The sequence below is a fragment of the Streptomyces diastatochromogenes genome, assembly GCF_002242805.1.
In the GTDB taxonomy this organism is placed as follows: domain Bacteria; phylum Actinomycetota; class Actinomycetes; order Streptomycetales; family Streptomycetaceae; genus Streptomyces; species Streptomyces diastatochromogenes.
In genome coordinates this window covers 232,319-256,926 of sequence record NZ_MCGQ01000023.1, presented here as the reverse complement: position 1 = coordinate 256,926, position 24,608 = coordinate 232,319, and the positions used below count along the sequence as shown (strand labels likewise).

Here is a 24,608-nt window from a genome sequence, read left to right as displayed (position 1 = left end):
ACCGTAGCACGAGAAATGGATAGGGCATTCCGGTTGTTAGACTGGCCGGTATGAACCCCGGCGCCCAGCACTCCGACGACACCGCCGCCCAGCCTCTGCGCAGTGACGCCGAGCGCAACCGAGGGAGGATCATCGCCGCCGCGCGCACGGTGTTCGGACGGGACGGCCTGAACGCCTCCATGGCCTCCGTGGCCCGTGAGACCGGCGTGGGGATCGCCACCCTCTTCCGTCACTTCCCGACGAAGGAGGACCTGGTCGCCGCCGTCTTCTCCGACCGCATGGACGCCTACGCCGACGCGGTCGCCGTCGCCCTCGACGACCCCGACCCCTGGCACGGATTCACCGGCTACATCGAGACCGTCTGCGCGATGCAGGCCGCCGACTACGGCTTCGCCGACGTGCTGACCATGACCTTCCCCACCGCCAAGGCCCTGGAGAAGCGCCGCGACGAGGCGTACGAGGCCATGGTGCGGCTCATCAACCGCGCCAAGGCCGCAGGCCGTCTGCGCGAGGACTTCGACCCCTCGGATCTGGTACTGATCCACATGGCGAACGCCGGCGTCGTCAACGCCACCGGCGACGCCGCTCCCGACGCCTGGCGACGCGTCGTCGCCCTGCTGATCCAGTCCTTCGAGGCCCCGGCCCGTGGCCCCCTGCCCCCCTCGCCCGAGCACGACGCCCTCTACAAGGCCATGCTCCGCGCCAGCCCCGCGGGCATCACCGCCGCGAAGCCGGACAAGAGCGGCTGACCTCGGGCCGACACCGATCCCATGGTGTAGCGGCCTACACCATGCATTCGGGAGAGCGCTCCCTCGTGGCACCGAGCGGCTCGCGAAAGGGTGAGATGCGGAAACGGACGCCTCCCCGACCCCGCCCTGACCAGGGCGGACATCCCCCCACACAGAGGCGGTTCCGGCTCCTGCCGACCTTTCTGAACCGCTGATGTGGAGGCTCCCTCGTCATGGCAACTGTCCTCTATCACTTGGGCCGTACGGCCTTCCGGTGGCGATGGTTCGTCGCCCTGCTGTGGGTGGCGGTGCTGGGCGCCGTCGGGTTCGCGGCGTCCAAGGCGCCCGCGGCTGCCGATGAGGGCTTCACGATGCCCGGGATCGAGTCCCAGAAGGCGTTCGACCTGATGGAGAAGCGCTTCCCGGGGACCACGGCCGGCGCGGCGAGCGCACGGATCGTGTTCATCGCCCCCGGCGGTGAGAAGGTCACCGCGGCCGACAACCGGGCCGCGATCGAAAAGCTCGTCGACGAAGCCGCCGACGGCTCGCAGGTGGCCAACGCGGTCGACCCGTTCCAGGCCAAGGCGGTCAGCAAGGACGGTACGACCGCGTACGCGACCGTCTCCTTCAAGGCGAAGGCCGACGACCTCACCGACGTGAGCAAGCACCATCTCGAACGAGCCATCGACCAGGCCCGTGACGCCGGTCTGACCGTCGAGGTCGGCGGCGACGCGCTGGCGACCCGGCCGGCGGCCGGTGGACCGGCCGAGGTCATCGGCATCGCCGTAGCCGCCGTCGTCCTGCTGATCACCTTCGGCTCGCTGGCCGCCGCCGGTCTGCCGCTGCTGGCCGCGATCATCGGTGTGGCCGCCAGCATGACCGGGATCATGGCGCTGTCCGCGACCTTCGGCCTGTCGGAGAACACCGGCACGCTGGCCACGATGCTGGGCCTGGCCTGCGGCATCGACTACGCCCTGTTCGTCGTCTCCCGCTACCGGGAGGAGCGAGCCAGGGGCCACGCGCCGCGGGAGGCCGTGGGTCTCGCCGCCGGCACGGCGGGCTCCGCGGTCGTCTTCGCCGGGCTCACCGTCGTCATCGCGCTCGCCGGACTCAGCGTGGTCGGCATCCCGGTGCTCACCAAGATGGGCCTGGCCGCCGCCGGCGCGGTCCTCGTCTCCGTCCTGATCTGTCTGACCCTGGTCCCGGCGATCCTGGGCTTCTGGCCGAACGCGGTGCTGTCGCGTGGCGCCCGCCGGAACTCCGAGCGCCATCGCAGGAAGCAGAGGAAGACCGAGAACGGCGGCTCTCGCTGGGCCAAGGTGGTCGTGCGTCTTCCGCTGCCCGTGCTTGTGCTCGGTGTGGTGGGCCTCGGCGCGGTCGCCACGCCGGTGATGGACCTTCAGCTCGGCATGCCGGGCGACGAGGCCAAGCCCACCTCCACCACCGAGCGACGCGCCTACGACGCCCTCGCCGAAGGCTTCGGCCCCGGCTTCAACGGGCCGCTGACCATCGTTGTCGACGCGAAGGGATCCGATGACCCGAAGGCGGCCGTGTCCACGATCTCGAAGGACATCGCGGCCACCAAGGGCGTTGTCTCCGTCACGCCGGCCCGCTTCAACCCGGCCGGGAACACCGCCGTGTTCGCCGCCACCCCGTCCACCAGCCCCACCGACGAGAAGACCAAGGACCTGGTCAAGACCATCCGGGACGAACGGCCCGGCATCGAGCAGGACGCGGGAGTGTCCTTCGAGGTCACCGGCAAGACCGCGCTCGACATCGACGTCGCGGACAAGGTGCAGGCCTCGCTGATCCCGTACCTCGCCGTGGTGGTCGGCCTGGCGATCGTGCTCCTGCTGCTGGTCTTCCGGTCCCTGCTCGTGCCGCTCAAGGCCGCCTTCGGCTTCCTGCTCTCGGTTCTCGCGGCGCTCGGCGCGGTCGTCGCGGTCTTCCAGCAGGGGCACGGCGCGAAGCTGCTGGGCGTGGAGTCCACCGGGCCGATCATGAGCATGATGCCGATCTTCCTGGTGGGCATCGTCTTCGGCCTGGCGATGGACTACGAGGTGTTCCTGGTCTCGCGCATGCGGGAGGCGTACGTCCACGGCGACGCGCCCAAGCAGGCGATCATCTCCGGGTTCCGGCACAGCGCCCGGGTCGTCGTGGCCGCCGCACTGATCATGACGGCGGTGTTCTCCGGCTTCATCGGGGCCGATGTGTCGATGATCAAGATGATCGGCTTCGGACTCGCCATCGCGGTGCTCTTCGACGCCTTCGTCGTCCGTATGGCGATCGTGCCGGCCATCCTCTCCCTGCTCGGCCACAAGGCCTGGTACCTGCCCCGCTGGCTGGCCCGGCTGCTGCCGAACATCGATGTCGAGGGCGAGAAGCTGAGCCGCACGGTGCCTGCCCCGACGGCTTCGGCGGCGGCCGACGAGCCGCACTCCGCGGAGCCCGCCGCAGCCCGTTGAGCCCTCGGGAGGGGCCGTCTCGAGCAGGCGGCCCCTCCCGCTCTTCCGCTCTCCCCAGCCCTCCCCCCTTGCGCCGCTCGCCCGGGGAGACAGACACCTCGACGAGGACAGGACATCTCGATGACGACTCACCCGCGAACTCTGGCGGCAGGACTCCTGCTCGCCTGCGGCGTCCTGGCCGTCTCGGTCGGCGTCGCACGGTACGACGACAGCGACCCGGCCGACACGACGACCCCGGCCGCCCCGAGCAAGGGGCCGTACCTGGCACTGGGCGACTCCTACACCGCCGGCCCGATGATCCCTGACCAGACCGGGGACCCGGCCGGCTGCGCCCGCTCCGACCGGAACTACCCGGCGCTGGTGGCACAGGACTTGGGGCTCAAGGGGGCGGACTTCCGCGACGTCAGTTGCACCGGCGCCACCCTCGCCGACCTCACCGCCCGGCAACCCACCCGCGACGGCACCAATCCGCCCCAGCTCATGGCGCTGGACACCGACACCCGGCTGGTCACCATCGGCATCGGTGGCAACGACATCGGATTCGGCTCGATGATCGAGCGATGCGTCGGGGCGGGGCTGCTCCACAAGGCCCTCGGCGGCGACACGTACAGAAAAGCCCTCGGCGGCGACACCGACAAGCCGGCAGACGCCCCTTGCGAGCGGCACTATGTCAACGGGGGCACCGACGAGGTGCGTCAGAGGATCCAGCAGGCGGGCGACCGCCTCGCCCGCACACTGACCGAAGTCAGGCACCGCGCCCCCGAGGCCCGGGTGTACGTCGTCGGATACCCGGCGATCCTGCCGGCCGGCAGTAGGGAGTGCGGTGACGAGATGTCCCTCGCGCCGGGCGACATCGACTACCTCCGGGAGAAGGAGCAGCAGCTCGACGCGATGCTGCGGCAGCGCGCCGAAGGGGCAGGCATGAGTTACGTCGACACCTACACGCCCTCCGAGGGTCACGGCGCTTGCTCGGCGAAGGACACCCGCTGGATCGAACCCCTGATCCCGAACAGCCCTGCGGCCGCCGTCCACCCGAACGAGCGCGGCGAGCGCGGTATGGCTGACGCCGTCCTGCGCGCGGTGCGGACGTCGCCGTAGTCACTCCCGGGGCGCGTGCGCCAGGTACGCCAGGACGGCGAGGACCCGCCGGTGGCCGCTGTCGCTCGGGGGCAGACCCAGTTTGAGGAAGACGTTGCCGATGTGCTTGTGGACGGCGCGTTCGGTGACGACGAGGGTCCTGGCGATGGTCGCGTTGTCGTGGCCCTCCGCCATCAGCTTCAGCACCTCGCGCTCGCGCGGGGTGAGCGAGTCCAGGGGCGAGTCGCGGCGGCGGGTGAGCAACTCGGTGACGACCTCGGGGTCGAGGGCCGTACCGCCGGCCGCGACGCGCTCCAGCGCGTCGAGGAACTCGTCCACCCGGCCGACCCGGTCCTTGAGCAGATAGCCGATCCCGCTGGTCCCGCCGCTCAGCAACTCGGTGGCGTACGACTCCTCGACGTACTGGGAGAGCACCAGCACCGGCAGGCCGGGGATCTGCCGCCGTGCGTCGAGAGCGGCGCGCAGGCCCTCGTCACGGAAGCTCGGCGGCATCCGCACATCGAGGACGGCGGCGTCCGGGCGGTGCTCCAGCAGCGCGGGCATGATCTCGGGCCCACTGCCGGCGACGGCCACGACCTCGTGCCCGGCCGACGTCAGCAGCAGTACGAGCCCTTCCCGCAGCAGGGCGTTGTCCTCGGCGATCACCACACGCATGGCAACTCCACGGGGGTTTCCTTTCGAGGGAGCGATCCCGGCAGGATCTCAGCCTGCGGTGGCCGCGTGGACGAGTGACGAGCGCACCGGGACTCGTGTCGTCCGATGAACGGCCGGCGGCCCGGTGTCGGGCCGTACCTCGTTCCGCACCCTCGCCTACGCCCACCAGGACCTCATCGGCTCCGGCGGCTACACCCCCGACGACGTCCGCACCGTCATGGACATCATGGAAAGCAAGGCCTTCGACATCGAGTCCGTCATCACCCACGAATTCCCTCAGGACCGGATCGTCGAAGCCATCACCACCGCCGGCGACACCCACAACGCGCTCAACGTCGTGATCAAGTACTGACGTCATGTACGTACATCAAGTACGTACATCACGTACTGACATGCTGGACCAACCTGACCACGACTGCCTTGGACGTCGGCGTGTTGCTGATGTCGGCGACGCTGTCCAGCGGCACCAGGACATTGGTCTCCGGGTAGTACGCGGCCGCGGACCCTGGTGGCGTCGGGTAGGAGATCACGCGGAATCCGTCGGCCCTGCGCTCCACGCCATCGCGCCAGACGCTGAACAGGTCGACCACATCGCGGTCGGCCAGCCCCAGCTCCGCCAGATCGGCAGGGTTGACGAGGACGACCCGGCGGCCGCCCTTGATGCCCCGGTAGCGGTCGTCCATGGCGTAGGGGATGGTGTTCCACTGGTCGTGCGAGCGCAGGGTCTGCAGGATGAGGTGTCCCTTGGGCGCGCGGAGCATCGTGAAGTCGTTGCGGGTGAAGACGGCTTTGCCGCTGGCGGTGTTGAACTTCTGCTGGTTGACCGGGTTGGGCAGGCGGAAGCCGCCGGGGTGCCGTATGCGGGTGTTGAAGTCGTCGAAGCCGGGCACGACGCGGGCGATCCGGTCGCGGATGGAGTCGTAGTCGGCCTCGAACTCCTCCCAGGGAAGGGTGGGTTGCTCACCGAGGACGAGGCGGGCCAGCCGGCTGATGATGGACACCTCGGCGAGCAACTGGTCGGAGGCGGGGCCGAGTCGGCCGCGGGTGGCGTGCACCTCGCTCATCGAGTCCTCGACCGTCATGAACTGCTCACCGCTCGCCTGGACGTCACGGTCGCTGCGGCCCAGCGTCGGCAGGATCAGCGCGGTCCGGCCGCAGACGGTGTGCGAGCGATTGAGCTTGGTCGAGATGTGCGCGGTCAACCGGCAGTTGCGCAGGGCGCGTTCGGTGGCGTCGCTGTCGGGGGTGGCCCGTACGAAGTTGCCCGCGACTCCGAGGAAGACCTTCGCGCGGCCGTCCAGCATGGCTCGGATGGAGTCGACGGAGTCCAGGCCGTGCTTCGTGGGCGGGGTGAAGGCGAACTCCCGCTCCAGCGCGTCGAGGAACGACTGGGGCATGCGCTCCCAGATGCCCATGGTGCGGTCGCCCTGGACGTTGCTGTGCCCGCGCACCGGGCACACCCCTGCCCCCGGGCGGCCGATGTTGCCGCGCAGAAGCAGGAAGTTGACGACCTCGCGGATGGTGGGCACGCCGTGCTTGTGCTGGGTCAGGCCCATCGCCCAGCACACGATGATCCTGCGGCTGTCGAGCACGCGCGCGTGGACCTCTTCGATCTCCTCGCGGCTCAGCCCGGTGGCCTCCAGGACGTCGGCCCAGTCGGTCTTGCGGGCGTGCTCGGCGAACTCGTCGAATCCGGTGGTGTGCGAGGCGATGAACCCATGGTCCAGGACGGTCCCCGGCCGCTCGTCCTCGGCCTGGAGCAGCAGCAGGTTGAGCGCCTGGAACAGGGCGAGGTCGCCGCCGGGGCGGATCTGCAGGAACTGGTCCGCGATGGCCGTGCCCCGCCCGATGACGCCGCGTGCCTTCTGCGGGTGCTTGAAGCGCATCAGCCCGGCCTCGGGCAGCGGGTTCACGGCGACGACCCGGCCGCCCCGGCGCTTGGTCTCCTCCAGGGCCGAGAGCATCCGGGGGTGGTTGGTGCCGGGATTCTGTCCTACGACGAAGATCAGGTCGGCGTCGTAGATGTCGTCGAGGCTGACGCTGCCCTTGCCGATCCCCAGGGTCTCGTTCAGGGCCGAACCGCTGGACTCGTGGCACATGTTGGAGCAGTCCGGCAGGTTGTTGGTGCCGAAGGCGCGCGCGAAGAGCTGCAGCAGGAACGCCGGCTCGTTGGCCAGTCGGCCCGAGGTGTAGAAAAGGGCCTCGTCGGGGCTGTCCAGGGCGCGCAGCTCGTCCGCGATCAGGCCGAGGGCCTCGTCCCAGCCGATCGGCTCGTAGTGGTCCGCACCTGGGCGCTTGACCATGGGCTCGGTCAGTCGTCCCTGCTGGTTGAGCCAGTGGTCCGACGCGCGGCCGAGTTCGTCGATCGAGTGCTGCCCGAAGAAGTCGGCGGTGACCCGTCGCGAGGTGGCCTCGTCGCTGATGTGCTTGGCGCCGTTCTCGCAGTACTCGTTGCGGTGGCGCTGCCCCGGCCCGGGCTCCGGCCAGGCGCAGCCCGGGCAGTCGAAGCCCTTCGCCTGGTTGATGTTCAGCAGCGTCAGGGCCGTACGCCGTACCGATGTCTGTCCCAGGGCGTACTGCAGGGCGTGGGCCACGGCCGGGGCTCCGGTCGCCCAGGTCTTGGGAGCCGTGACGGACAGGTTCTCCTCGCCCGGTTCCTCGATGTCGACCATTGAACCGCCCCGCCCTCTTGTTCACCCCGCAGGCCTGGCCCTGCCCTCCGGCACTCTGCTCCGTCGGGTGATCACGGTCAAAGACACGTCTGCGATCACGTGATAGGCGACGCTTATCAGCGGTCCCGTGACGACGTGCCTGGTTGGTGGCCGGGCCGGCAGGAGGTAGACCAGTGGCGTGCTACTTCGTCAACTCGAGTACCTGGTCGCTCTCGCGCGCGTGCGTCACTTCGCCCGGGCGGCCCAGGAGTGCTACGTCTCCCAGCCCGCGCTCTCCGAGGCCATCCGGAAGCTGGAGGAGGAACTGGACGTGCCGCTGGTGCGGCGTGGCCGCAGGTTCGAGGGGCTCACGCCGGAGGGTGAGCGGATCGTGGTGTGGGCGCAGCGCATCCTCGCCGACCGGGATGCGATGAAGGAGGAGGTACGGGCGCTGCGGGGCGGGCTGAGCGGCCGTCTGCGGATCGGCTCGGTGCCGACGGCCTCGACCGCGGTGTCCCTGCTCACCGAACCGTTCTGCACGGAGAATCCGCTGGCCACCGTGCAGGTGATGGCCGATCTCCAGGCCGCGGACATCGTCGAGAAGCTGCAGGCGTACGAGCTGGATGCGGCCGTCACCTACTACAGCCCCGCCGTCGCCCGCCGTCTCAGGTTCATCGCCCTCTACCGGGAGCGGTACGTGCTGCTGACCAAGGCGCCGGCCGACGGCAGGCAGTTGGCCGAGGTGCCCTGGGCGGAGGCGGCCGCCCGGCCCCTGTGCCTGCTGCACCCGATGATGCAGGGGCGCCGGGTACTGGACGCCGTCTTCGAGGAAGTGGGCGCCCCTGCCCGGCCGCGGGTGGAGACCGACTCCATCGCGTCCTTGTTCGCGCACGTCAGGACGGGGCGGTGGGCGAGCGTCGTACCGCATGCCTGGCTGCACGTGTTCGGCGTGCCCGTCGGCATGCAGGCGGTCCCCTTGGTGAACCCGGTCCGCACGGAACGCATCGGACTGCTGATCCCGCGTCGTGAGCCGATCTCCGTGATGGGCCAGGCGCTCGCCGACATCGCGGGCCGGGCGGACATAGCCGCCACGTTGGAGCAGATTCCAGGGCGTTCGTAGGGGGGCCTGGCTCTGTGATGCCCGATGCCCCGGGAGCAGAACCGATAGGCCCCGCCTATGCGGGGCATCGAATTTTGGTCGTGGCCCCCTGACCTGCGGCCCGGTTCACTGTGGCGCAGAGCTGGCGCGGACCGATCGGGCTCGGTGTCGCGCCGCCCGTCACTCCGACACCACGGCCCGAACTGTGGGCGGGCATCGAGGAAGTGGCCGCCATCAGCCGAGGCGATCGCCCCGGCACCCTGGTGTGCGCCCTGCCGACCGGCGGCCTCGACGGCAGCGTCCCCACCCGCAACACCCGCCGCGGCCACATCCCGGGCAGCCACAGCCTTCCGGGCCGTGAACTGCTGGACTCCGCCGGGCGTGTGCTGCCCGGCCCCGACCTCGCCGCCCGGGTCGGCGAGGTCCTCGACACCGCCGGCTCGCCGGTCGTCCTCTACTGCGGCGGCGGCATCTCGGCCGCGGCCGCGGCGCTGGCCCTCACCGTGCTCGGCCGGGACGACATCGCCGTCTACGACGGCTCGTTGGAGGAGTGGTCCAAGGATCCGGCGCTGCCGCTGGAGCTGGGCGGCTGACGTGCCGGGGCTGCGGTCGGTGTGGTCGTACCGGATGCCGCACGCTGATCCCTGACGTGCACGTCAGGGGCAAGGCGGGCTTCGCCGGCCTTGACAGCCCCGGAAACGGGACGGCCGCCGGGCACCCCTGAGGAGGTGCCCGGCGGCCGTCCGTTCGCGATGCCGGCGCGGCCGGTGCTCAGTGCCCCGCCGACTCCTCGGGGCGCGCGTGGCGCGGCAGGAGGAACGCGAGCAGGAAGGTCAGGGCGAGCATGCCGTCGACGATCCACAGCACCGTCTTCATGACGGAGCCGAAACCGCTCCGGAAGGCCGACGACGCGGTGGACTCGAGCGCGGCGGGTATCCGGGCGGCCGCCTGAGGAGAGGTCACGGCGGACCGGGTGTCCTTCTCCAGACGTGCGCAGGACGCCGGGGTCGCGGCAGGGTCCTTGGCGACGGCGCGGTCCGAGGCGCACGTACGCAGGTCCGTCACGACGCGCTCCCGAGCGGCGGGCGCCACGTGTGCGGCGGCCAACTGCCCCCGCAGGCCGTCCGAGTGGTGGTCGACGGCGGTGGCGATCCCGCCGCCCAGCAGACCGAAGAACACGGTGCCGAGGATGGCCACACCGAAAGCGCCGCCGAGCTGCTGCATCGCGGTCATCGTGCCGGACGCCGAGCCCGTCTCGTGCTGCTCGACACTGGCGAGCACGATGTCGAAGAACGGCGCCATGAGCAGGCCCATGCCGATGCCGGTGACCAGCAGGGACGGCAGGAGCTGCCAGGGGCCGACGCCGCCGCCGACCGTGTCGAGGGTCAGCCACACACCGAACACGCCGAGCGCCATGACCAGCGCGCCCGCCTGCAGGACCGTCCGTCCGAACCGTGCGACACCCTGAGCGATCCCGAAGCCGACGATCATGCCGCCTGACCAGGGCACCATCACCAGCCCTGCCTTGAGCGGTGAGTAGCCGAGGCCGATCTGGGTGTAGAGGTTGAAGACCAGCATGAAGCCCTGCATGGTCGAGAAGAAGACCAGCCCGAGGGCCATGCCGCCGCTGAATCCGCGCTTGCGGAAGAGGCTGGGGACGACCAGCGGGTCCAGGCCGGCCTTGCTGCGCCGCGACTCGTACACGGCGAAGGCGACGAAGACGACCACCGAGGCGCCCATCATGACGAACGTCCACACGGGCCAGTCGTACTCACGGCCCTGCACCAGCGGGAAGATGATGAGCAGCGCGGCCAGCGAGACCAGCAGCATGCCGGGTATGTCCAGGCGTGGCCTGCTGCCGGACCGGCCCCTCGGCAGGTAGCGCAGCGCGCCGAGGAAGGCCGCGGCGCCCAGCGGCAGGTTGATCAGGAAGATCATCCGCCAGCCGGTGCCGAAGTAGTCGGCGTCCACGAGCCAGCCCGCCAGGATCGGCCCGCACACCGCGGACAGTCCCATGACCGGGCCGAACATGCCGAAGGCCTTCTGCGACTCCTTCGGCGGGAACATCTCCTTGATCATGCCGAGGCCCTGAGGCAGCATCACCGCGCCGAAGAGTCCCTGTACGGAGCGTGCGGCGATCAGCATCTCGGGGGACACGGACACCGCGCACAGCAGTGAACCTAGGGTGAAGCCGGCGGCCCCCACCAGGAACATCCGGCGGCGCCCGTGAATGTCCCCGAGCCTTCCTCCGGTGACGAGCCCGACGGCCATCGAGAGCGTGTACGCGGCGGCGAGCCACTGCAGAGTGGAGGCGCCGCCGCCGAGGTCGGCCCGCATGGAGGGGCCGGCGATGTTCGTGACCACGGCGTCGAGGAGATCCATCACCTCGGCCGCGAGGATCACGAAGAGCGCAGCCCAGCGCCACCGGTAGGGCGCTGGCGAGTCGGTGGGCGTCTCGGTGGACGCGACACCGGTGGTGGACATCGGAACTCCTAGTGAAAGGGCCGCGCCGCAGGGACGATCCGTAGGCGCGGTGGGACGGATGGATGTGGGCTGACGCACCGGAGAACACTGTTCACCTTAGCAGAACAGTGCTCTCTCGAAGAACGGTGTTCATTAAGATATAGCGCAAACCTTGGCGACGGACAAGATATATCGCGTTCGGATGGGCGAGCGCTGCTCGTCGAAGGTGAACACTGTTCTCCCGGCGCCTAGACTGTGCTCATGAGCGACGCGGCCACCGGCACCTCCGCAACCCCTCCGCCCTCCCCCTGGGAGCGCGAGCGCCCCGCTCGCCCCCGTGTCGCCCCCGCGCGCGCACCGCTGTCGCGCGAACGGGTCGTCGAGGCCGCCTTCACCGTGCTGGACCGTCAGGGGCTGGACGGGCTGTCGATGCGTCAGGTGGCGGCCGAACTGGGGGTCACGGTCTCCGCCCTCTACGCCCACGTCAGCTCCAAGGACGACCTCCTGGAGCTGATGTACACACGGCTCTTCGACGGCTTCACCATGCCCGAACCCGACCCGGAGCGGTGGCAGGAGCAGGTGCGGGACTACGCCCGCTCCGGGCGGCAGCGACTGCTGTCCCACCGGGACATGGCCAGGATCTCCATGGCCCACGTCCCCTTCACCGCCGAACTGCTGCCGCACGTCGAGGCGTTGCTCGCGATCTTCCGTACCGCCGGGCTGCCCGACCGTATCGCGGCGGAGGCCGGCGACCTCATCTCCACCTACATCGACGGGTTCGCCCTGGAGGAGGGCATGTGGCAGGACCGGGCCGGCCGGGCCGGCGGTGACGGTTCCTCCCTGGCCCGCCCCGACTGGCGCGAGATGGCCGACGAGATGCAGAACTACTTCGCGTCCCTGCCCGCAGCGGACTTTCCCCACCTGCGCGCCCTGGCTGGGCTGATGGTGTCGGACTCCTCCGACGAGAGGTTCGACATCGGACTGGAGATCATCCTGCGCGGCCTGGCCAGCTACCTGCCGGACCCGGCGGCAGGCGCGGATCCGGACGCGGGCCAGGACGCCGGCCGGGCTCCGGACCCCGCCTGATCCGCAACCCCCGTCAGCCCACCACTCGCACTGTCGCCAGCACGAACACCGCGGTCACCCACGTCCACAGCACGGAGAGCCCGATGTGGCCCGCCGTCCGCAGCCGGTGCCCCCGCCACAGCCGCGGTGAGAAGTAGGCGAACTCCATGGCCCAGCGCAGCCCCCAGAACAGCGTCTGTCCGCACAGCAGGGCCGTCGGCAGCGGCGCGCCGCTGAGCAGTTCACCGGCGAACGCCAGCGGCAGCGCGCCGAGCAGCACGCAGGTGAGGCCGATGAAGAACAGGTGCGCGTAGGAGACCTGACGGGTGAGCAGGCTGCTGCCGCCGAGGTCGCCCGGCCAGTCCAGGACGCGCGGCAGGACCACATGCAGCAGCCCCATGCCGACGAGGGCCAGACCGACCAGGCGCAACTGCGAGGTGAGCGTGAGCAGGTGGGTCACTCCCACCCCTTGGTGAAGGCGAACGCCGTGACCAGGCCCGCGATGCGGCGCTCGGCCGCCGGACGCAGCCCGGCATGCGCGGCCAGCCGCAGCCACTCTCCCCGGGGGAGGAAATGCCAGGCACCCGGACCGAAGACGGCCGTGTTCGCGCCGTCCCGCAGGTGTTCCACCAGGACCAGGCGTCCGCCCGGACGCAGCGCCCGAGCGCACTCGACGAACAGCCGCTCCCTGTCCCGCGCCTGCCGCAGCTCGTGGGCGGCGAATATCAGGAAGACGGCATCCGCCAGGCCCGGGCGCACCGGCAGCGCATCCGGCCGGCCGGGCACGGCGTGCGGCGGCGGAGGCACCCTGCGCCGGGCGCGGCGCACCGAACCCTCGGTCATCACAGCCGGGTCGTAGAGGTCGACGGCGATCTGCCGGGAGGCCGGCCAGCGGGCGGCCAGCGGGACACTCGCCTCGTCGAGGCCGGTGCCCACCACCACGTGCGCGGACGGCGCCTGCGGCAGCAGCGCGTCCAGCCAGTCGTAGTCGTACAGTTCCGAGCGGTCGTACACGAGCCAGCTCGCGACCGTGGCGGAAGCGAGCAGACCGATCGCGGCGGCGGAGCCGGCCCGGGCCATGGTGCGCAGTCGCCGTGGCAGCCGGTCGGCGAGTGCGGCCGAGGCCGCCGCGGCGGCCAGACCGGCCGTGTACCGCGGCCAGTTGTAGGCGATCACGTCCCGGACGCCGGAGCGGCGGATCATCGCTCACCACCGGTTTCGGTCCGGCGCAGGCCTCGTTCCCAGCCGTACTCCACGTCGGCGACGTGGAAGGCGTTGGCGAGGATCGGCCGCGTGCCGGCGAACGGGGCGTGGTCGAAGAAGGTCAGACGGCGCACGTCCACCGAAACCGGCTGCGGGTCCCAGTGGGTGCGGAACGCCTTGATCACGATCATCGAGCGGGTCTGCGGTTCGTACTCGAAGGTGTACGGCAGCGGGCCCGCGAAGCGCCGGGCGGCGCGCGCGTCCGCGAAGGGGCTGCCTTCGGGCAGCGGCGCCGGCGCGCTGCCGAGATCGGCACACACGTGCAGATCCGCCCGGCCGTCGGCGCTGTCCACCCGGAACTCCAGTGTGTCGGTCTCGACTTGGCTGCTGATCCGGGCCAACCGGTAGTTGTAGCGGGTCATCAGGTTGCCGCCGAGCACCATCAGCCTGCTGTCGGTGTCGCTGCGCAGGATGCGCAGTCCGCGCATGACACGGCCGCCCGGGGTGCGGAAACGGGTGAAGACGCGGTAGCCGGTGAGCATGTAGTCCGCCCCGAGACGGGCGGGCAGAGCCGCCGGTCGCAGGGCACGGGTGTCGACCAGCGCGGCCGCCACGAACCCGTACTCCCCGTATGTGTCCAGCTCCAGACCCGGTGGCACCAGCGGGCGCAGCACCTCGGCCGGCAGTGCGTACGTCAACACCAGCGAGTGCGCGAAGCGCGTGCGGATGGCCACGGGATGACGCTGCAGCAGATACCTCACGGGTCGATCCTCCGATCCGCGGCATCGCCCCCGAGCCGCACCACACGCACCACACCCCACAACGCCGAGCGGTCCTCCGCCGCCCAGCCCGGTCCGCCCGGGCCCGGCTCCCGGGCGCTGCGCAGCACCACCACTCCGCCCGGCCGCACCGCGTGGCGCACGGCGGCCCGCAGCCGACGGGCGAAGTCGGGGCCGGGCCCGTCCAGGACGTTGGAGAGCGTCACCGCCTCGTAGGAACCGCACGGCGCCTGCTCCAACGCGTGCACCACGTCGTCGTGGACCAGCCGGACGCCCGGAGCCCGGGGCGGCGGGGTGCCCGGCGGCTCGGCCCCTGCCAACAGGCGCCACAGCCACGGATTGTGCGCGTTGGGATGCCTGCCCACGGTCCGTTCGAGGCGTCGGCGCAGCACCTCGTCGAAACGCGGGGGGACGACGCCGGCGAACGACGGGCGCAGGGCCACCGCCAGGGCTCCGCCGGGCCGCAGTGCGACCCGCATCAACCGGCGCAGCCCCGGAGTGTCCAACTCCGCCCGCCAGCGGCGGAGCTGCTCCACCGGATCGTCGAGCGCCAGGAAGTCATGCAGCTCCGCCCGTCGCCAGGCGGGCAGCAGCCGGGCCGCGGTGCCCCGGCCCAGGCGCATGACCGCCTCGGCCGTTCCCTCCCGGGTCGCAGCACCGGCCAGCCGCTCGCGCGCGTACGTGAGCTGCACCGGATTGACGTCCACGGCCGTCACCTCGTACCCCGCCGCGGCCAGGGCTGCCGCCGTGTCACCCGCCGAGGCGATACACAGCACCCGGGCGCCCGGCGGCGGGAAGACCGCCAGCTCGACACCCCAGTCCTCGTACATCCGCCCGAAGAGCAGGCCCGGGCCGCCGAATCCGCCGAGCAACCGGCCGCGCGCCCACGGTGTCCCGGTCACTCGTCCACCGCCCACGTCACCATCCAGATCAGCGCCAGGAAGGCCAGGTCCTGCGTCACCAGCCGCCCCGGCTCGTCGATCCGGTCGGCGCCGAAGAGCAGACCGCCCAGGTTGAACCCCACCACCAGCGCGGTCTGCACGATCGCGGCCGCCCGCGCCCGCCGCCCGCTCAGCACCCACAGGCCGATCGCGACCTCCGCCAGGCCGATCCCGAGGAGTGCCCCCGTCACCGCCCATTCCGGCAGGAACGGTACGTCGCCCACGATCGCCCGCTGATCAGCCCGCCCCGGCCAGATCTTGCACCAGAACCCCTCGTAGAACCACACCAGGGCGATCGCCCACCGCGCCGCCCGGCCCCGCCATGTCTTGGTCACGTGGTGATCATGCCTGCTGCCCCACCGCGCGCCTTCTCCACCCCCCCACCAGGGACTTGCGGTCGGATCGCGGTCGCACGGGCAGCCGGACCCGCCCTCAGGATCCAGCGAAACGGCGCTGGATGTCGGGCCGTGCCTTGAGGCGCTCCGGATAGCCGGGGCCCAGCCGGATGGACGTGTCCGCGGAGCGCATCTGCTCGCCGCACGCGGAGCAGACCACCTCGGCGTGGGCGTCGTGGTCGCACACATCGTGATGGAGGGTGACGGGTGCGCCCTCCTCACCCGCGAGCCACCGGTCGCCCCAGCGGGTGATGGCGGCGAGGACCGGGAAGAAGTCGTGTCCCTTCTCGGTCAGGTGGTACTCGTGGCGCGGCGGCTCGCTCTCGTAGAGCCACTTCTCCATGAGTCCCTCGTCGACGAGGCGGCGCAGCCGGTCGGTCAGCGTGTTGCGGGCGATGCCCAACTGCTGCTGGAACTCGTCGAACCGGCGACTGCCGTAGAACGCCTCCCGCAGGATCAGAGAGGTCCAGGCGTCACCGATGATGTCCACCGTGCGGGCCACGGAGCACGGCCAGTTCGCGAAGGACGGGCGAGCCGGGCTCACGGGGCACCTCCGACTTCGCGGACCAGTTCGATCGCCCGGCCCAGTGTGGCAAGCCGAGCGTCCAGGCTGTCACCGGCCGGGTAGAGACGGACTGTGTCCACACCGGCGTCGCGCCACACCCGCAGTCGCTGCCGCACCATGTCCTCGGTGCCGATCAGGGTGGTGGCGAGCACCATCTCGTCGGTGACCAGCCGCACCGCGCCGTCCCGGTCACCCGCCTGCCACCGCTCGCGTACGTCCGCGGCCACCTCCGCCCAGCCCTGGCGGCTGTACGCCTGGTTGTAGAAGTTGGTCGAGGCCGAGCCCATCCCGCCCAGGCTGAAGGCCAGTTCCTTCTTGCGGCCGGCGACCATGGCGCTCAGTGCCTCCTCGTCCGGCGCGAACGACACCTCGGCGCCCTGGCAGACATCCACGTCGGCGCGGCTGCGCCCGCTGCGGGCCAGACCTTCGTCGAGAGGGGCGAAGTAGGCCTCCGCCGCGCCCTCCGGTACGAAGCTCGTACCGAGCCAGCCGTCCGCGACCTGCCCCGTCAGCCGGAGCATGGCGGGCGACAGGGCGGCCAGGTAGACCGGGATCCGGTGCTCGGCGCGCAGAGAGAGCCGCATGGGCCTGGCGTCCCCGCCCGGCAGAGGGATGTGGAACTCGCTTCCGGAGTAGGAGATTTTGGCGCCCTCCATCGCCTGGCGCACGATCTCCACGGTCTCGCGGACACGGGCCAGCGGCCGGGCGAAGGGCACCCCGTGCAGCCCTTCCATCACCTGCGGACCGGACGGGCCCAGGCCCAGTACGAAGCGCCCGCCGGAGAGGTTGGACAACGTGATGGCCGTTTGGGCCAGCGCCACCGGGGTGCGCGTGCCGACCTGCATGACCGCCGAGCCGAGCAGCATGTGGTCCGTGCGGGCCGCGTAGAAGCCCAGGGCGGAGGGCGCGTCGGAGCCCCATGCCTCGGCGACCCAGCAGATGTCGAGCCCCAGCTTCTCGGCCTCGACCACGAAGTCCGTCTGCTCCGACCAGGACTCCCCGCCCGCCGCCTCGATCGTCGTCGCGGTCCGCATCAGGCCTCCGCCAGCTTCTTGATGTGTTCCAGGGTGACGGCGATGTTGCGCTCGAACTCACGCATGCGTACGAACACGATCTTCTGTTCCTTCTCCGGCATGGCGTCGATCGCGAAGGACAGGCCCGAACGCCCGGGGCCCATCTGCATCCACTGGGAGAGTTCGGTCCCGCCGTCCTTGGGCGCGAACCGATAGCGCCAGACGGCGCTGGGGTGAGCGGGGTCCTGCACCGCCCAGGCGAACACCCGCGGCGGTTCGTACTCGATGACGTGTGAGGTGGTCTCCCACTCCCCGTACGCCTCGTGCCTGCTTCGCCCCACGAACCGGGCGCCGACAGCGGGTTCGGTGGCCCCGTCGAGCCACGTGACCGACTGCAGCTCCTCGCTCATGGCCGGCATCAGGCTCACATCCGAGACCAGGGTCCACACCCGCTCCAGCGGGGCGTTGATCCAGGTCGCGACCTCGACCGTCGGTTTGTCCGCGTACCGCGCGCCCGTCCACTCCATCGTGAGACCGGCCTCCTCGTCGTCGTCCGTCGTCGACTCCTGAGAGGAGGGTTGCGTAACAAGACTTAGCTCGTCAAGGTGTTTGCGCGGAACGATCGAGTGCGGCCTGTGCGCTAGCGGCGGCCGCCGTGCCGTGCCGCGGCGGCGGACAGGGGACCGGCGGCGGTGTGCCGGCCGGGCGTGATCTGCTGGGCGAAGGCCTGCATGGCCACGTCGCTGTTCGCCGGCAGGACGGCCATCAGTCCGCGTTCCTGCGCCTCCGCGATGGTCGCGGCGGCTTCACTGCCTTCGGGGACGAAGGCCAGGCGGACGTGCCCGTCGCCGGAGCCGCGGCGGTCCACCGGGGCGACGGCGCCGTGGGTGCCGTCCGGCAGGGTCACCCAGAGCTGGAAGTCGTCGAACCGGACGAAGTCCGCGCCCTTCACGGGCCAGGGATAGTGGTGCTCACCGGGCACCTTGGGAAGGATCCCCTGGTGGTTCGCGTGGCTCAGCGGCACACAGGAGTTGAACAGGGAGTCGGTCCAGGCCTCGACCCCGTCGGCGTCCTTGATGGGCGTGCGCAGCAGTTCCTCGGCGCGCTCGTAGCCCAGTTCCGCCAGGGCGGGCAGGGTGAGCGGGAAGGCGTCGATCAGCTCGGCGGCCTCCAGCCGGAGCCGGTCGACCTTCTCGGGGTCGGCGCAGAACTGCATGCTCCACTCGATGCCGACCCGGGCGCGGTACATCAGCCACCGGTTGGGCCCCTTGACCCAGAGGCTGCCGCCGTGGTGCATCTCCCAGTGCTCGGGACGGTTCGGTCCCGCCCCCGGATCGACGGGCCTCGGCCCATAGGGCAGGTCCTGGTCGTCCATGGCGTGCAGGATCGCGTGGGCCGTCTTCTTGGCAGCGACGAAGTGCGATGATTCAAACCGCTTCGGATGTTTGACGAGGCGGATCTTCCAGGGATGGTTCTCCGATTCGATGCCGCCCGGCTGAAGTTCGGTGTGGGTCATGGCTGTTCCTCGGCCGGCCCCACGGCCTGGTCACCGGCTCGCGGGGCGGAGTTCCCCTGAGTCCATCGTGCGCCTCGAACGGGTCGGCCGCGACTCGGGCGGAGGTGCCGAGTCGCACGAACCGGCTTGCTGGGGCGTACTTTTGACGTCAACGAACACCCGCCGGCGCTGCCGTGCCCGACCTCGGCTGCCTCCGGGGCCACCGCTCCCGTCGGCCAGGGCACCGGCCGCGGCATCCGTTGACGGACGGTCCCGTCCGGTCACTGAGTGTGATCGACCCGGCACGCCATGACTCGCGCCCGTAATCACCGTATCCTCGTCAATGCCGGGTTTAGGTGAATTCCAACTGATCCGAGTGCGAGCGAGGCGAAGAGTGGTGCGGTCCGGCGGGGAACCGACGCCCATGGGGCGTGCGACCGGCGGGGCAGGGCCCGCCCGTACCCGTGAACGGTTCCTGCAGGGGGAGGCGGTCGAGGGAGGCGTACGGTCGCCGATCCTGGGTTCCTGGCAGCGCTCCCGCTCCCTGGGTCTCTCGCCGGACCAGGCCGACCTTCCCTTCCGAGGCGACTTCGATCCCGAGAGCAGGCTCGTCCGCGCGGCCGCTCCGGTGCTCGACCGGTTGCAGTACACATTCGCCGGCAGCCGGATGAACATCTCCGTCGCCGACGCGAGCGGGACCGTCCTCCTGCGCCGCTTCGGCGACGCGTCCTTCGCCAGAACCCTCCCCGCGATCCAGCGCGTCCCGGGATTCGTGTTCGCCGAGCGGTACGCCGGAACCAACGGCATCGGTCTCGCGCTGGCGGAACGTCAACTCATCCGGGTCTACGGCGCCGAGCACTTCGCCGAGCGCGCCCAGGGCAACGCCTGCCGTGCCCTTCCCGTCCGCGACCCGCTCAGCGGGCGCATCGAAGGCGTCCTGTGCTTCGGCTATCCGCGCGCCGCCGAGGATCCGGGGCTCGCCACAATGATCCGCAAGGCGGCCGAGGCCGTCGAACGGCGGCTGCTGGGGCAGAGCACCGTGCGGGAGCGGGCGCTGCTGCGGTCGTACCTGGACGCCCGCGCCGATGCCGCCACGGGGCCGCACCACCGCATCGGCCTCGACGAACTGGCCCCCGAGCTGCACCCCGCCGACCGCGCCGTTCTCCTGGACCGGGCCACCGAGCTGATCTCCGGCGCCCAGCGGGCCGCGGTGGACGTGAACCTGTCCGACGGCCGGCGGGTCACGCTCGTGAGCCGGCCGACGACGAGCGCCTCCGGGGTGGAGGGCATCGCCATCGAAGCCGTCCTCACGGGCCCCGCATTCCGGCCGGCCGGCGCCTTCCCGAGCCTGGCGGACGAGACCGCGGGCAGCGCGCTGCTCGCCGCCCTGTCCCTCGTCCGGCCGCCCGGAGACCGTCCGGTCCTCCTGGTGCCCGACCGCCTCTCCGCCGACCTGATGCCCGGTCGCCATGCCGGAGCCGCGCCGGTCGAGGGCGGCGCGATCGGTGAGCGGACCGGCCTTGCGGCCCCCACGGCCCCCACGGCCCCCACGTCCCCCGCCGCCCCCGCCGGGACGCCCGACCTTCCCTCCGACTCCCAGCCGCTGGCGAGCGGGCTCGTCATGGTGGGGGAGCCGTCCGTCGGGGAGTACGCCCTGGCCGCGCGCCGCCGTCTGGAGCTGCTGTCCGAGGCCAGCGCCAGCATCGGCACGACCCTGGACGTGCGCCGCACGGCCGAGGAACTCGCCGAGACGGCGATCCCAGGACTGGCCGATTTCGTCACGATCGACCTGCCCGAGGCCGTACTGCGCGGCGAGGAGTCCACCGACCCCCTCGGTGACCTGCGGCGTGTGGTGATCCGCGGTATCCGCGACGACCTTCCCTTCAGCCCGGTCGGCAAGAAGCCCGACTTCGGCCCGACCACACCGCAGCTGCGGTGCCTGGTCAGTGGGCGGGCGGTGCTGGAGCCTGACCTGAAGGTCGCCGCGGGCTGGCTCGCCCACGAGCCCGAACTGAGCGAACAGCTGCTGACCGCCGTCCACTCCCTCATCACCGTCCCGCTGGTCGCCCGCGGCGTCGTCCTGGGCGTCGCCAGCTTCTACCGCTCGCAGGACCCCGCCCCCTTCGGGGACGACGACCGCTCGCTGGCCCAGGAGCTGGCCGGGCGCGCCGCCCTGTCCATGGACAACGCCCGGCGCTACACCCACGAACGCGCCATGGTCCTGGCCCTGCAGCGCAGCCTGCTCCCGCACGGTCTGCCCGACCTGGACGCCGTCGAGGTCGCCCACCGCTACCTGCCCGCCGAATCCGACGTGGGCGGGGACTGGTACGACGTCATCCCCCTCTCCGGTACGCGCGTCGGCCTCTTCGTCGGTGACGTCGTGGGCCACGGCATGCTCTCCGCCGCCACCATGGGGCGCCTGCGCACCGCCGCACGCAGCTTCGCCGAACTCGACTTCCCCCCGGACGAGGTCCTCACCCATCTCGACAACGTCGTGGGCCGCCTCGACCGGGAGGATCCCGAGCCCGAGGACTTCGGCATCATCGGAGCGACCTGTCTGTACGCCGTCTACGACCCGACCACCCAGCAGTGCGCCATGGCCCGCGCCGGCCACCCCCCGCCCGCCCTCGTCCGCCCCGACGGCACCGTCTCCTTCCCCGACCTGCCCGCCGGACCCCCGCTCGGCCTCGGCGGCCTGCCCTTCGAGATGGCCGAGATCCACCTGCCGGAGGACAGCCAGCTGGTCCTGTACACCGACGGGCTCATCGAGGACCGGAACCGCGATGTCGACGAGGTGCTGGAGCATCTGAGCGGCGCCCTGGCGCACCCCGAGCACACACCCGACGAGACCTGTCAGACCGTGCTGGACCTCGTGGCGCCCGACCACCCCTACGACGACATCGCCCTGCTGGTCGCCCGTACCCACGCCGTGGACCGGAACCGGATCGCCACCTGGGACCTGGCCGCCGACCCGGCCCTGGTCGGCGAGGTCCGCGCGGACGCCCTACGGAAGCTGGCCGACTGGGGACTCGACGAGACCGCGTTCGCCGCCGAACTGATCCTCAGCGAGCTGGTCACCAATGCCGTCCGCCACGGGGCCGGGCCCATCCGGGTACGGCTGCTGCACGCCCACAACCTGATCTGCGAGGTCTCCGACACCAGCAACACCGCCCCGCACCTGCGCCGGGCGGCCAGCACCGACGAGGGAGGCCGTGGTCTGTTCCTCGTGGCGCAGCTGTCGCAGAGCTGGGGCACGCGCTACACCACGCAGGGCAAGGTCATCTGGGCCGAATGCGCGCTGGAGACGGTCTGACGGCCCGCTGACCCGAAATTCTGTAACTTGCCCGTTAATATCCCTTACATACATGGGCTGAACCAACCAGGTCGAACCTCCGGAGATGTCCGTGCACGACGCTCCACCCCTGGTCCGTGTCCGCGGGCTCGGCAAGCGCTTCGGCGGAACCGTCGCGCTGGCCGGGGTCGACCTCGACGTCCAGGCCGGCAGTGTCCTCGCCCTCCTCGGCCCCAACGGCGCCGGAAAGTCCACCCTCATCAAGGTGCTCGCGGGCGTCCATCACGCCGACGCGGGACAGATCACCGTGGCCGGGCACCCGCTCGGCACCCGGGAGGCGTCCCGCAGCATGTCCTTCATCCACCAGGACCTCGGCCTGGTGGAGTGGATGACGGTCGCCGAGAACATCGCGCTGGGCACCGGATACCCCCGCCGCGCCGGACTGATCTCGTGGCGGCAGACCAGGGAGCGCTGCACCGACGCCCTGCGGATCGTCGCGGCACATCTCGACCCGGAAGCGACCGTCGCCCAACTTGCCCCCGCCGAGCGCTCGTTGGTCGCCATCGCCCGAGCCCTCGCGGCCCGGGCGAAGCTCATCGTCCTCGACGAGCCGACCGCCCGTCTCCCCGCGGTGGACTGCGCCCGGCTCTTCGGCGTCCTGCACACCCTGCGCGAGAGGGGACACGGCGTCCTCTACGTCACCCACCGCCTCGACGAGGTGTACGAGGTGGCCGACACCTTCGCCGTCCTGCGCGACGGCCGTCTCGTCAGCCACGGCCCGGTGGCGGGACACAGCCCCGCCCGCCTGGTGCGCGACATCGTCGGTGCGGAACCGGCGGACTTCCACCCCGCCAGAGTCCGTGCCGAGGGCCCGGCCGTCCTGACCCTCGACCGGGTACGCACCCCCGGCGTGGGACCGGTCAGCCTGGAACTCGGGGCCGGCGAAGTCCTGGGCCTGGTCGGACTGACGGGCGCCGGACACCTGGACCTGGGCCGGGCCCTGGCCGGCGCCCGGCCCCTGCTCGACGGGCGGGTGCTGCTGGGCGGCCGGCCCTACCACCCCCGCAGCGTCGTGGACGCCGTGGGCCTCGGTGTCGGCCTCGTGTCCGCCGACCGGCAAGGGGAGGGCTGTGCCGCCGAACTGACGGTACGGGAGAACCTCATGGCCAACCCCCGCGCGGCCGGCCGGCCGGCGCTGAGCTGGATCAGCCCCCGCCTGGAACGCGCCGCCGCCACCGTCCTGATCGACCGTTTCTCGGTGCGTCCCCGCGACAGCGAGGCGCCCATCGCCACCCTGTCCGGCGGCAACCAGCAGAAGGTCATGATCGGCCGGTGGCTGGGCGCGGGCCTGCGGCTGCTGATCCTGGAGGAGCCGACGGCGAGCGTGGACATCGGTGCCCGGACCACGGTCCACCGCCTGCTCGACCAGGCCCTGGCCGCCGGCCTCGGGGCCCTGCTCGTCTCCACCGACTTCGAGGAGGTCACCCATGTGTGCAGACGCGCCCTGGTCTTCGTCCGCGGATCCCTGACGGCCGAGCTGAGCGGTGCGGACCTGACGGTCTCCGGGCTCACCCGGGCCGCCTCCGCCCTGCCCGGCTCCGGAACCACGACCACCTCGTGACCGGCTCGCCCTCCCCGCCCCGACCGCGCCGGCCCCGACCGGGCGGCCACTTCGCCGCCGCCTACGGCCTGCTGGCTCTGACGGCCCTGCTCTTCCTGGTCTTCTCCCTCGCCCTGCCCGGCACCTTCCCCACCCGGGAGACCATCAACGCGATCCTGGCCACCCAGTCGATCCCGGCCATCCTCGCGCTCGCCGCCATGGTCCCCATCGTGACCCGGGCGTTCGACCTCTCCATCGGCTACGGCCTCGGTCTCGCGCACGTCATGGTGCTGAAGCTGATCGTCGACGGACACTGGCCGTGGCCGCTCGCCTGCCTCGCGGTCCTCGTCGGAGCGGGCGTCGTGGGTGTCCTCAACGGCGTCATCGTCGAGTTCGGGCAGATCGACTCCTTCATCGCCACCCTCGGAACCGGCAGCATGCTGTACGCCGTGACCGGATGGGTCACCGGCGGCGCCCGCATCGTCCCGGGCCCCGGAGGACTCCCCACGGGGTTCATCGACGTCTACGACTCCACGTTCCTCGGCCTGCCCGTTCCCGCCTTCTACGTGCTGGCCCTCGTCGCCGTCCTCTGGCTGGTCCTGGAGCGGCTGCCCCTCGGCCGCAGTCTGTACGTCGTCGGATCCAATCCGCGCGCCGCCGACCTGCTCGGCATCCCGACCCGCAAGTACACCGTCTACGCCTTCACCGCATCGGGGCTGATCACCGGCTTCGCCGGGGTGCTGCTCGCGGCGCAGCTGCAGGTCGGCAACCCGAGCGTCGGCCTGGACTACCTGCTGCCCGCCTTCGCCGGCGCCCTGCTCGGCTCCACCGCCGTCAGACCCGGCCGCGCCAACCCCCTGGGCACGCTCGTCGCCGTCACCGTCCTGGCCGTGGGTCTCACCGGCATCGCCCAGCTGGGCGGTGACTTCTGGACGACCCCGCTGTTCTACGGCGGCACCCTGCTCCTCGCCGTCGGCCTGGCGGGCTACTCCGCTCGCCGCCGCCTGCGCGTCGGCACCGCCGCCCGCGACCTGCCCTCCGCGCCGCCCCCACCCCCGTGATCGCGCCGCGTCCTCCCACTCGCCTTCACCTGAGAGGAGTT

Annotated in this window: 21 protein-coding genes and 1 pseudogene; 10 read left to right on the top strand and 12 right to left on the bottom strand. The window is 71.3% G+C overall.

Annotated elements, in window-relative coordinates:
* The first annotated feature begins 50 nt into the window (after positions 1–50).
* The 3 genes from BEK98_RS27465 (at position 51) to BEK98_RS27455 (ending at position 4,291) form a co-directional block, all read left to right on the top strand.
* The gene (locus BEK98_RS27465; RefSeq protein ID WP_094219342.1) at positions 51–749 is read left to right on the top strand and encodes a TetR/AcrR family transcriptional regulator; all 699 of its coding nucleotides are present in this window, start codon (positions 51–53) and stop codon (positions 747–749) included.
* Positions 750–961: 212 nt separating this feature from the next.
* Entirely contained in the window at positions 962–3,193 is a 2,232-nt protein-coding gene (locus BEK98_RS27460; RefSeq protein WP_094219341.1) for an MMPL family transporter, read from the top strand.
* A gap of 120 nt (positions 3,194–3,313) precedes the next feature.
* Complete coding sequence (locus tag BEK98_RS27455; RefSeq protein WP_167444271.1) at positions 3,314–4,291, top strand: SGNH/GDSL hydrolase family protein; 978 nt, start codon at positions 3,314–3,316, stop codon at positions 4,289–4,291.
* On the opposite strand, the gene BEK98_RS27450 is transcribed toward BEK98_RS27455, so the two are convergent.
* On the bottom strand, positions 4,292–4,945 hold the full coding sequence (locus tag BEK98_RS27450; RefSeq protein ID WP_094219340.1) for a LuxR C-terminal-related transcriptional regulator: 654 nt from the start codon (positions 4,943–4,945) through the stop codon (positions 4,292–4,294).
* A 124-nt stretch (positions 4,946–5,069) separates the two neighbouring features.
* Between BEK98_RS27450 and BEK98_RS27445 the strand changes: the two genes are divergently transcribed.
* The gene (locus tag BEK98_RS27445; RefSeq protein ID WP_094219339.1) at positions 5,070–5,297 is read left to right on the top strand and encodes a hypothetical protein; all 228 of its coding nucleotides are present in this window, start codon (positions 5,070–5,072) and stop codon (positions 5,295–5,297) included.
* A gap of 28 nt (positions 5,298–5,325) precedes the next feature.
* Here the strand turns inward: BEK98_RS27445 and BEK98_RS27440 are convergent, their stop codons facing one another.
* Positions 5,326–7,617: an FdhF/YdeP family oxidoreductase gene (locus tag BEK98_RS27440; protein WP_094219338.1), complete on the bottom strand. Its 2,292-nt coding sequence runs from the start codon at positions 7,615–7,617 to the stop codon at positions 5,326–5,328.
* Positions 7,618–7,795: 178 nt separating this feature from the next.
* Here BEK98_RS27440 and BEK98_RS27435 point away from each other — a divergent pair, with 178 nt between their 5' ends.
* Positions 7,796–8,716 (top strand): LysR family transcriptional regulator, encoded by a 921-nt coding sequence (locus tag BEK98_RS27435; RefSeq protein ID WP_094219337.1) that lies wholly within the window; start codon positions 7,796–7,798, stop codon positions 8,714–8,716.
* Between the two features lie 110 nt (positions 8,717–8,826).
* Positions 8,827–9,288, top strand: coding sequence for a sulfurtransferase (locus BEK98_RS27430; protein WP_244202008.1), 462 nt, complete (start codon positions 8,827–8,829; stop codon positions 9,286–9,288).
* Positions 9,289–9,466: 178 nt separating this feature from the next.
* Here BEK98_RS27430 and BEK98_RS27425 read toward each other — a convergent pair whose 3' ends face one another.
* Positions 9,467–11,179, bottom strand: a complete 1,713-nt coding sequence (locus BEK98_RS27425; RefSeq protein WP_094219336.1) for an MFS transporter — start codon at positions 11,177–11,179, stop codon at positions 9,467–9,469.
* 240 nt (positions 11,180–11,419) lie between these two features.
* Between BEK98_RS27425 and BEK98_RS27420 the strand changes: the two genes are divergently transcribed.
* Positions 11,420–12,244 carry a TetR/AcrR family transcriptional regulator gene (locus tag BEK98_RS27420; protein ID WP_094219335.1) on the top strand — a complete coding sequence of 275 codons (825 nt, stop codon included), beginning with the start codon at positions 11,420–11,422 and terminating at the stop codon, positions 12,242–12,244.
* A gap of 13 nt (positions 12,245–12,257) precedes the next feature.
* On the opposite strand, the gene BEK98_RS27415 is transcribed toward BEK98_RS27420, so the two are convergent.
* The 9 genes and pseudogenes from BEK98_RS27415 to BEK98_RS27375 form a co-directional block, all read right to left on the bottom strand.
* Entirely contained in the window at positions 12,258–12,683 is a 426-nt protein-coding gene (locus tag BEK98_RS27415) for a hypothetical protein (protein WP_094219334.1), read from the bottom strand.
* Positions 12,680–13,426, bottom strand: coding sequence for a class I SAM-dependent methyltransferase (locus BEK98_RS27410; protein ID WP_208643247.1), 747 nt, complete (start codon positions 13,424–13,426; stop codon positions 12,680–12,682). Before BEK98_RS27410 ends, BEK98_RS27415 begins: the two co-directional genes overlap by 4 nt.
* Positions 13,423–14,160 carry a DUF2071 domain-containing protein gene (locus BEK98_RS27405; protein ID WP_208643246.1) on the bottom strand — a complete coding sequence of 246 codons (738 nt, stop codon included), beginning with the start codon at positions 14,158–14,160 and terminating at the stop codon, positions 13,423–13,425. Before BEK98_RS27405 ends, BEK98_RS27410 begins: the two co-directional genes overlap by 4 nt.
* 23 nt (positions 14,161–14,183) lie before the next feature.
* Entirely contained in the window at positions 14,184–15,107 is a 924-nt protein-coding gene (locus tag BEK98_RS27400) for a DUF3419 family protein (protein ID WP_094219333.1), read from the bottom strand.
* Positions 15,104–15,481 carry a DoxX-like family protein gene (locus BEK98_RS27395; protein WP_208643245.1) on the bottom strand — a complete coding sequence of 126 codons (378 nt, stop codon included), beginning with the start codon at positions 15,479–15,481 and terminating at the stop codon, positions 15,104–15,106. The genes BEK98_RS27400 and BEK98_RS27395 overlap by 4 nt, the downstream gene beginning before the upstream one ends.
* 97 nt (positions 15,482–15,578) lie before the next feature.
* Positions 15,579–16,085 (bottom strand): winged helix-turn-helix transcriptional regulator, encoded by a 507-nt coding sequence (locus tag BEK98_RS27390; protein ID WP_094219332.1) that lies wholly within the window; start codon positions 16,083–16,085, stop codon positions 15,579–15,581.
* A complete protein-coding gene (locus BEK98_RS27385; RefSeq protein ID WP_094219331.1) occupies positions 16,082–17,140 on the bottom strand; it encodes an LLM class flavin-dependent oxidoreductase in 1,059 nt (352 codons plus the stop codon). The genes BEK98_RS27390 and BEK98_RS27385 overlap by 4 nt, the downstream gene beginning before the upstream one ends.
* Complete coding sequence (locus BEK98_RS27380; protein WP_094219330.1) at positions 17,140–17,646, bottom strand: SRPBCC family protein; 507 nt, start codon at positions 17,644–17,646, stop codon at positions 17,140–17,142. Before BEK98_RS27380 ends, BEK98_RS27385 begins: the two co-directional genes overlap by 1 nt.
* Positions 17,647–17,759: 113 nt before the next feature.
* Positions 17,760–18,641: pseudogene (locus BEK98_RS27375) on the bottom strand (DUF6424 family protein); the annotation flags it as partial.
* Positions 18,642–19,038: 397 nt separating this feature from the next.
* Here BEK98_RS27375 and BEK98_RS27370 point away from each other — a divergent pair.
* The 3 genes from BEK98_RS27370 to BEK98_RS27360 all read left to right on the top strand — a co-directional run bounded on the left by BEK98_RS27370 (position 19,039) and on the right by BEK98_RS27360 (position 24,567).
* Positions 19,039–21,927 carry a SpoIIE family protein phosphatase gene (locus BEK98_RS27370; RefSeq protein WP_425276628.1) on the top strand — a complete coding sequence of 963 codons (2,889 nt, stop codon included), beginning with the start codon at positions 19,039–19,041 and terminating at the stop codon, positions 21,925–21,927.
* A gap of 85 nt (positions 21,928–22,012) precedes the next feature.
* Positions 22,013–23,527, top strand: coding sequence for a sugar ABC transporter ATP-binding protein (locus tag BEK98_RS27365; protein WP_094219327.1), 1,515 nt, complete (start codon positions 22,013–22,015; stop codon positions 23,525–23,527).
* Positions 23,524–24,567, top strand: coding sequence for an ABC transporter permease (locus BEK98_RS27360; protein ID WP_094219326.1), 1,044 nt, complete (start codon positions 23,524–23,526; stop codon positions 24,565–24,567). The genes BEK98_RS27365 and BEK98_RS27360 overlap by 4 nt, the downstream gene beginning before the upstream one ends.
* The last annotated feature ends 41 nt before the right edge of the window (positions 24,568–24,608 follow it).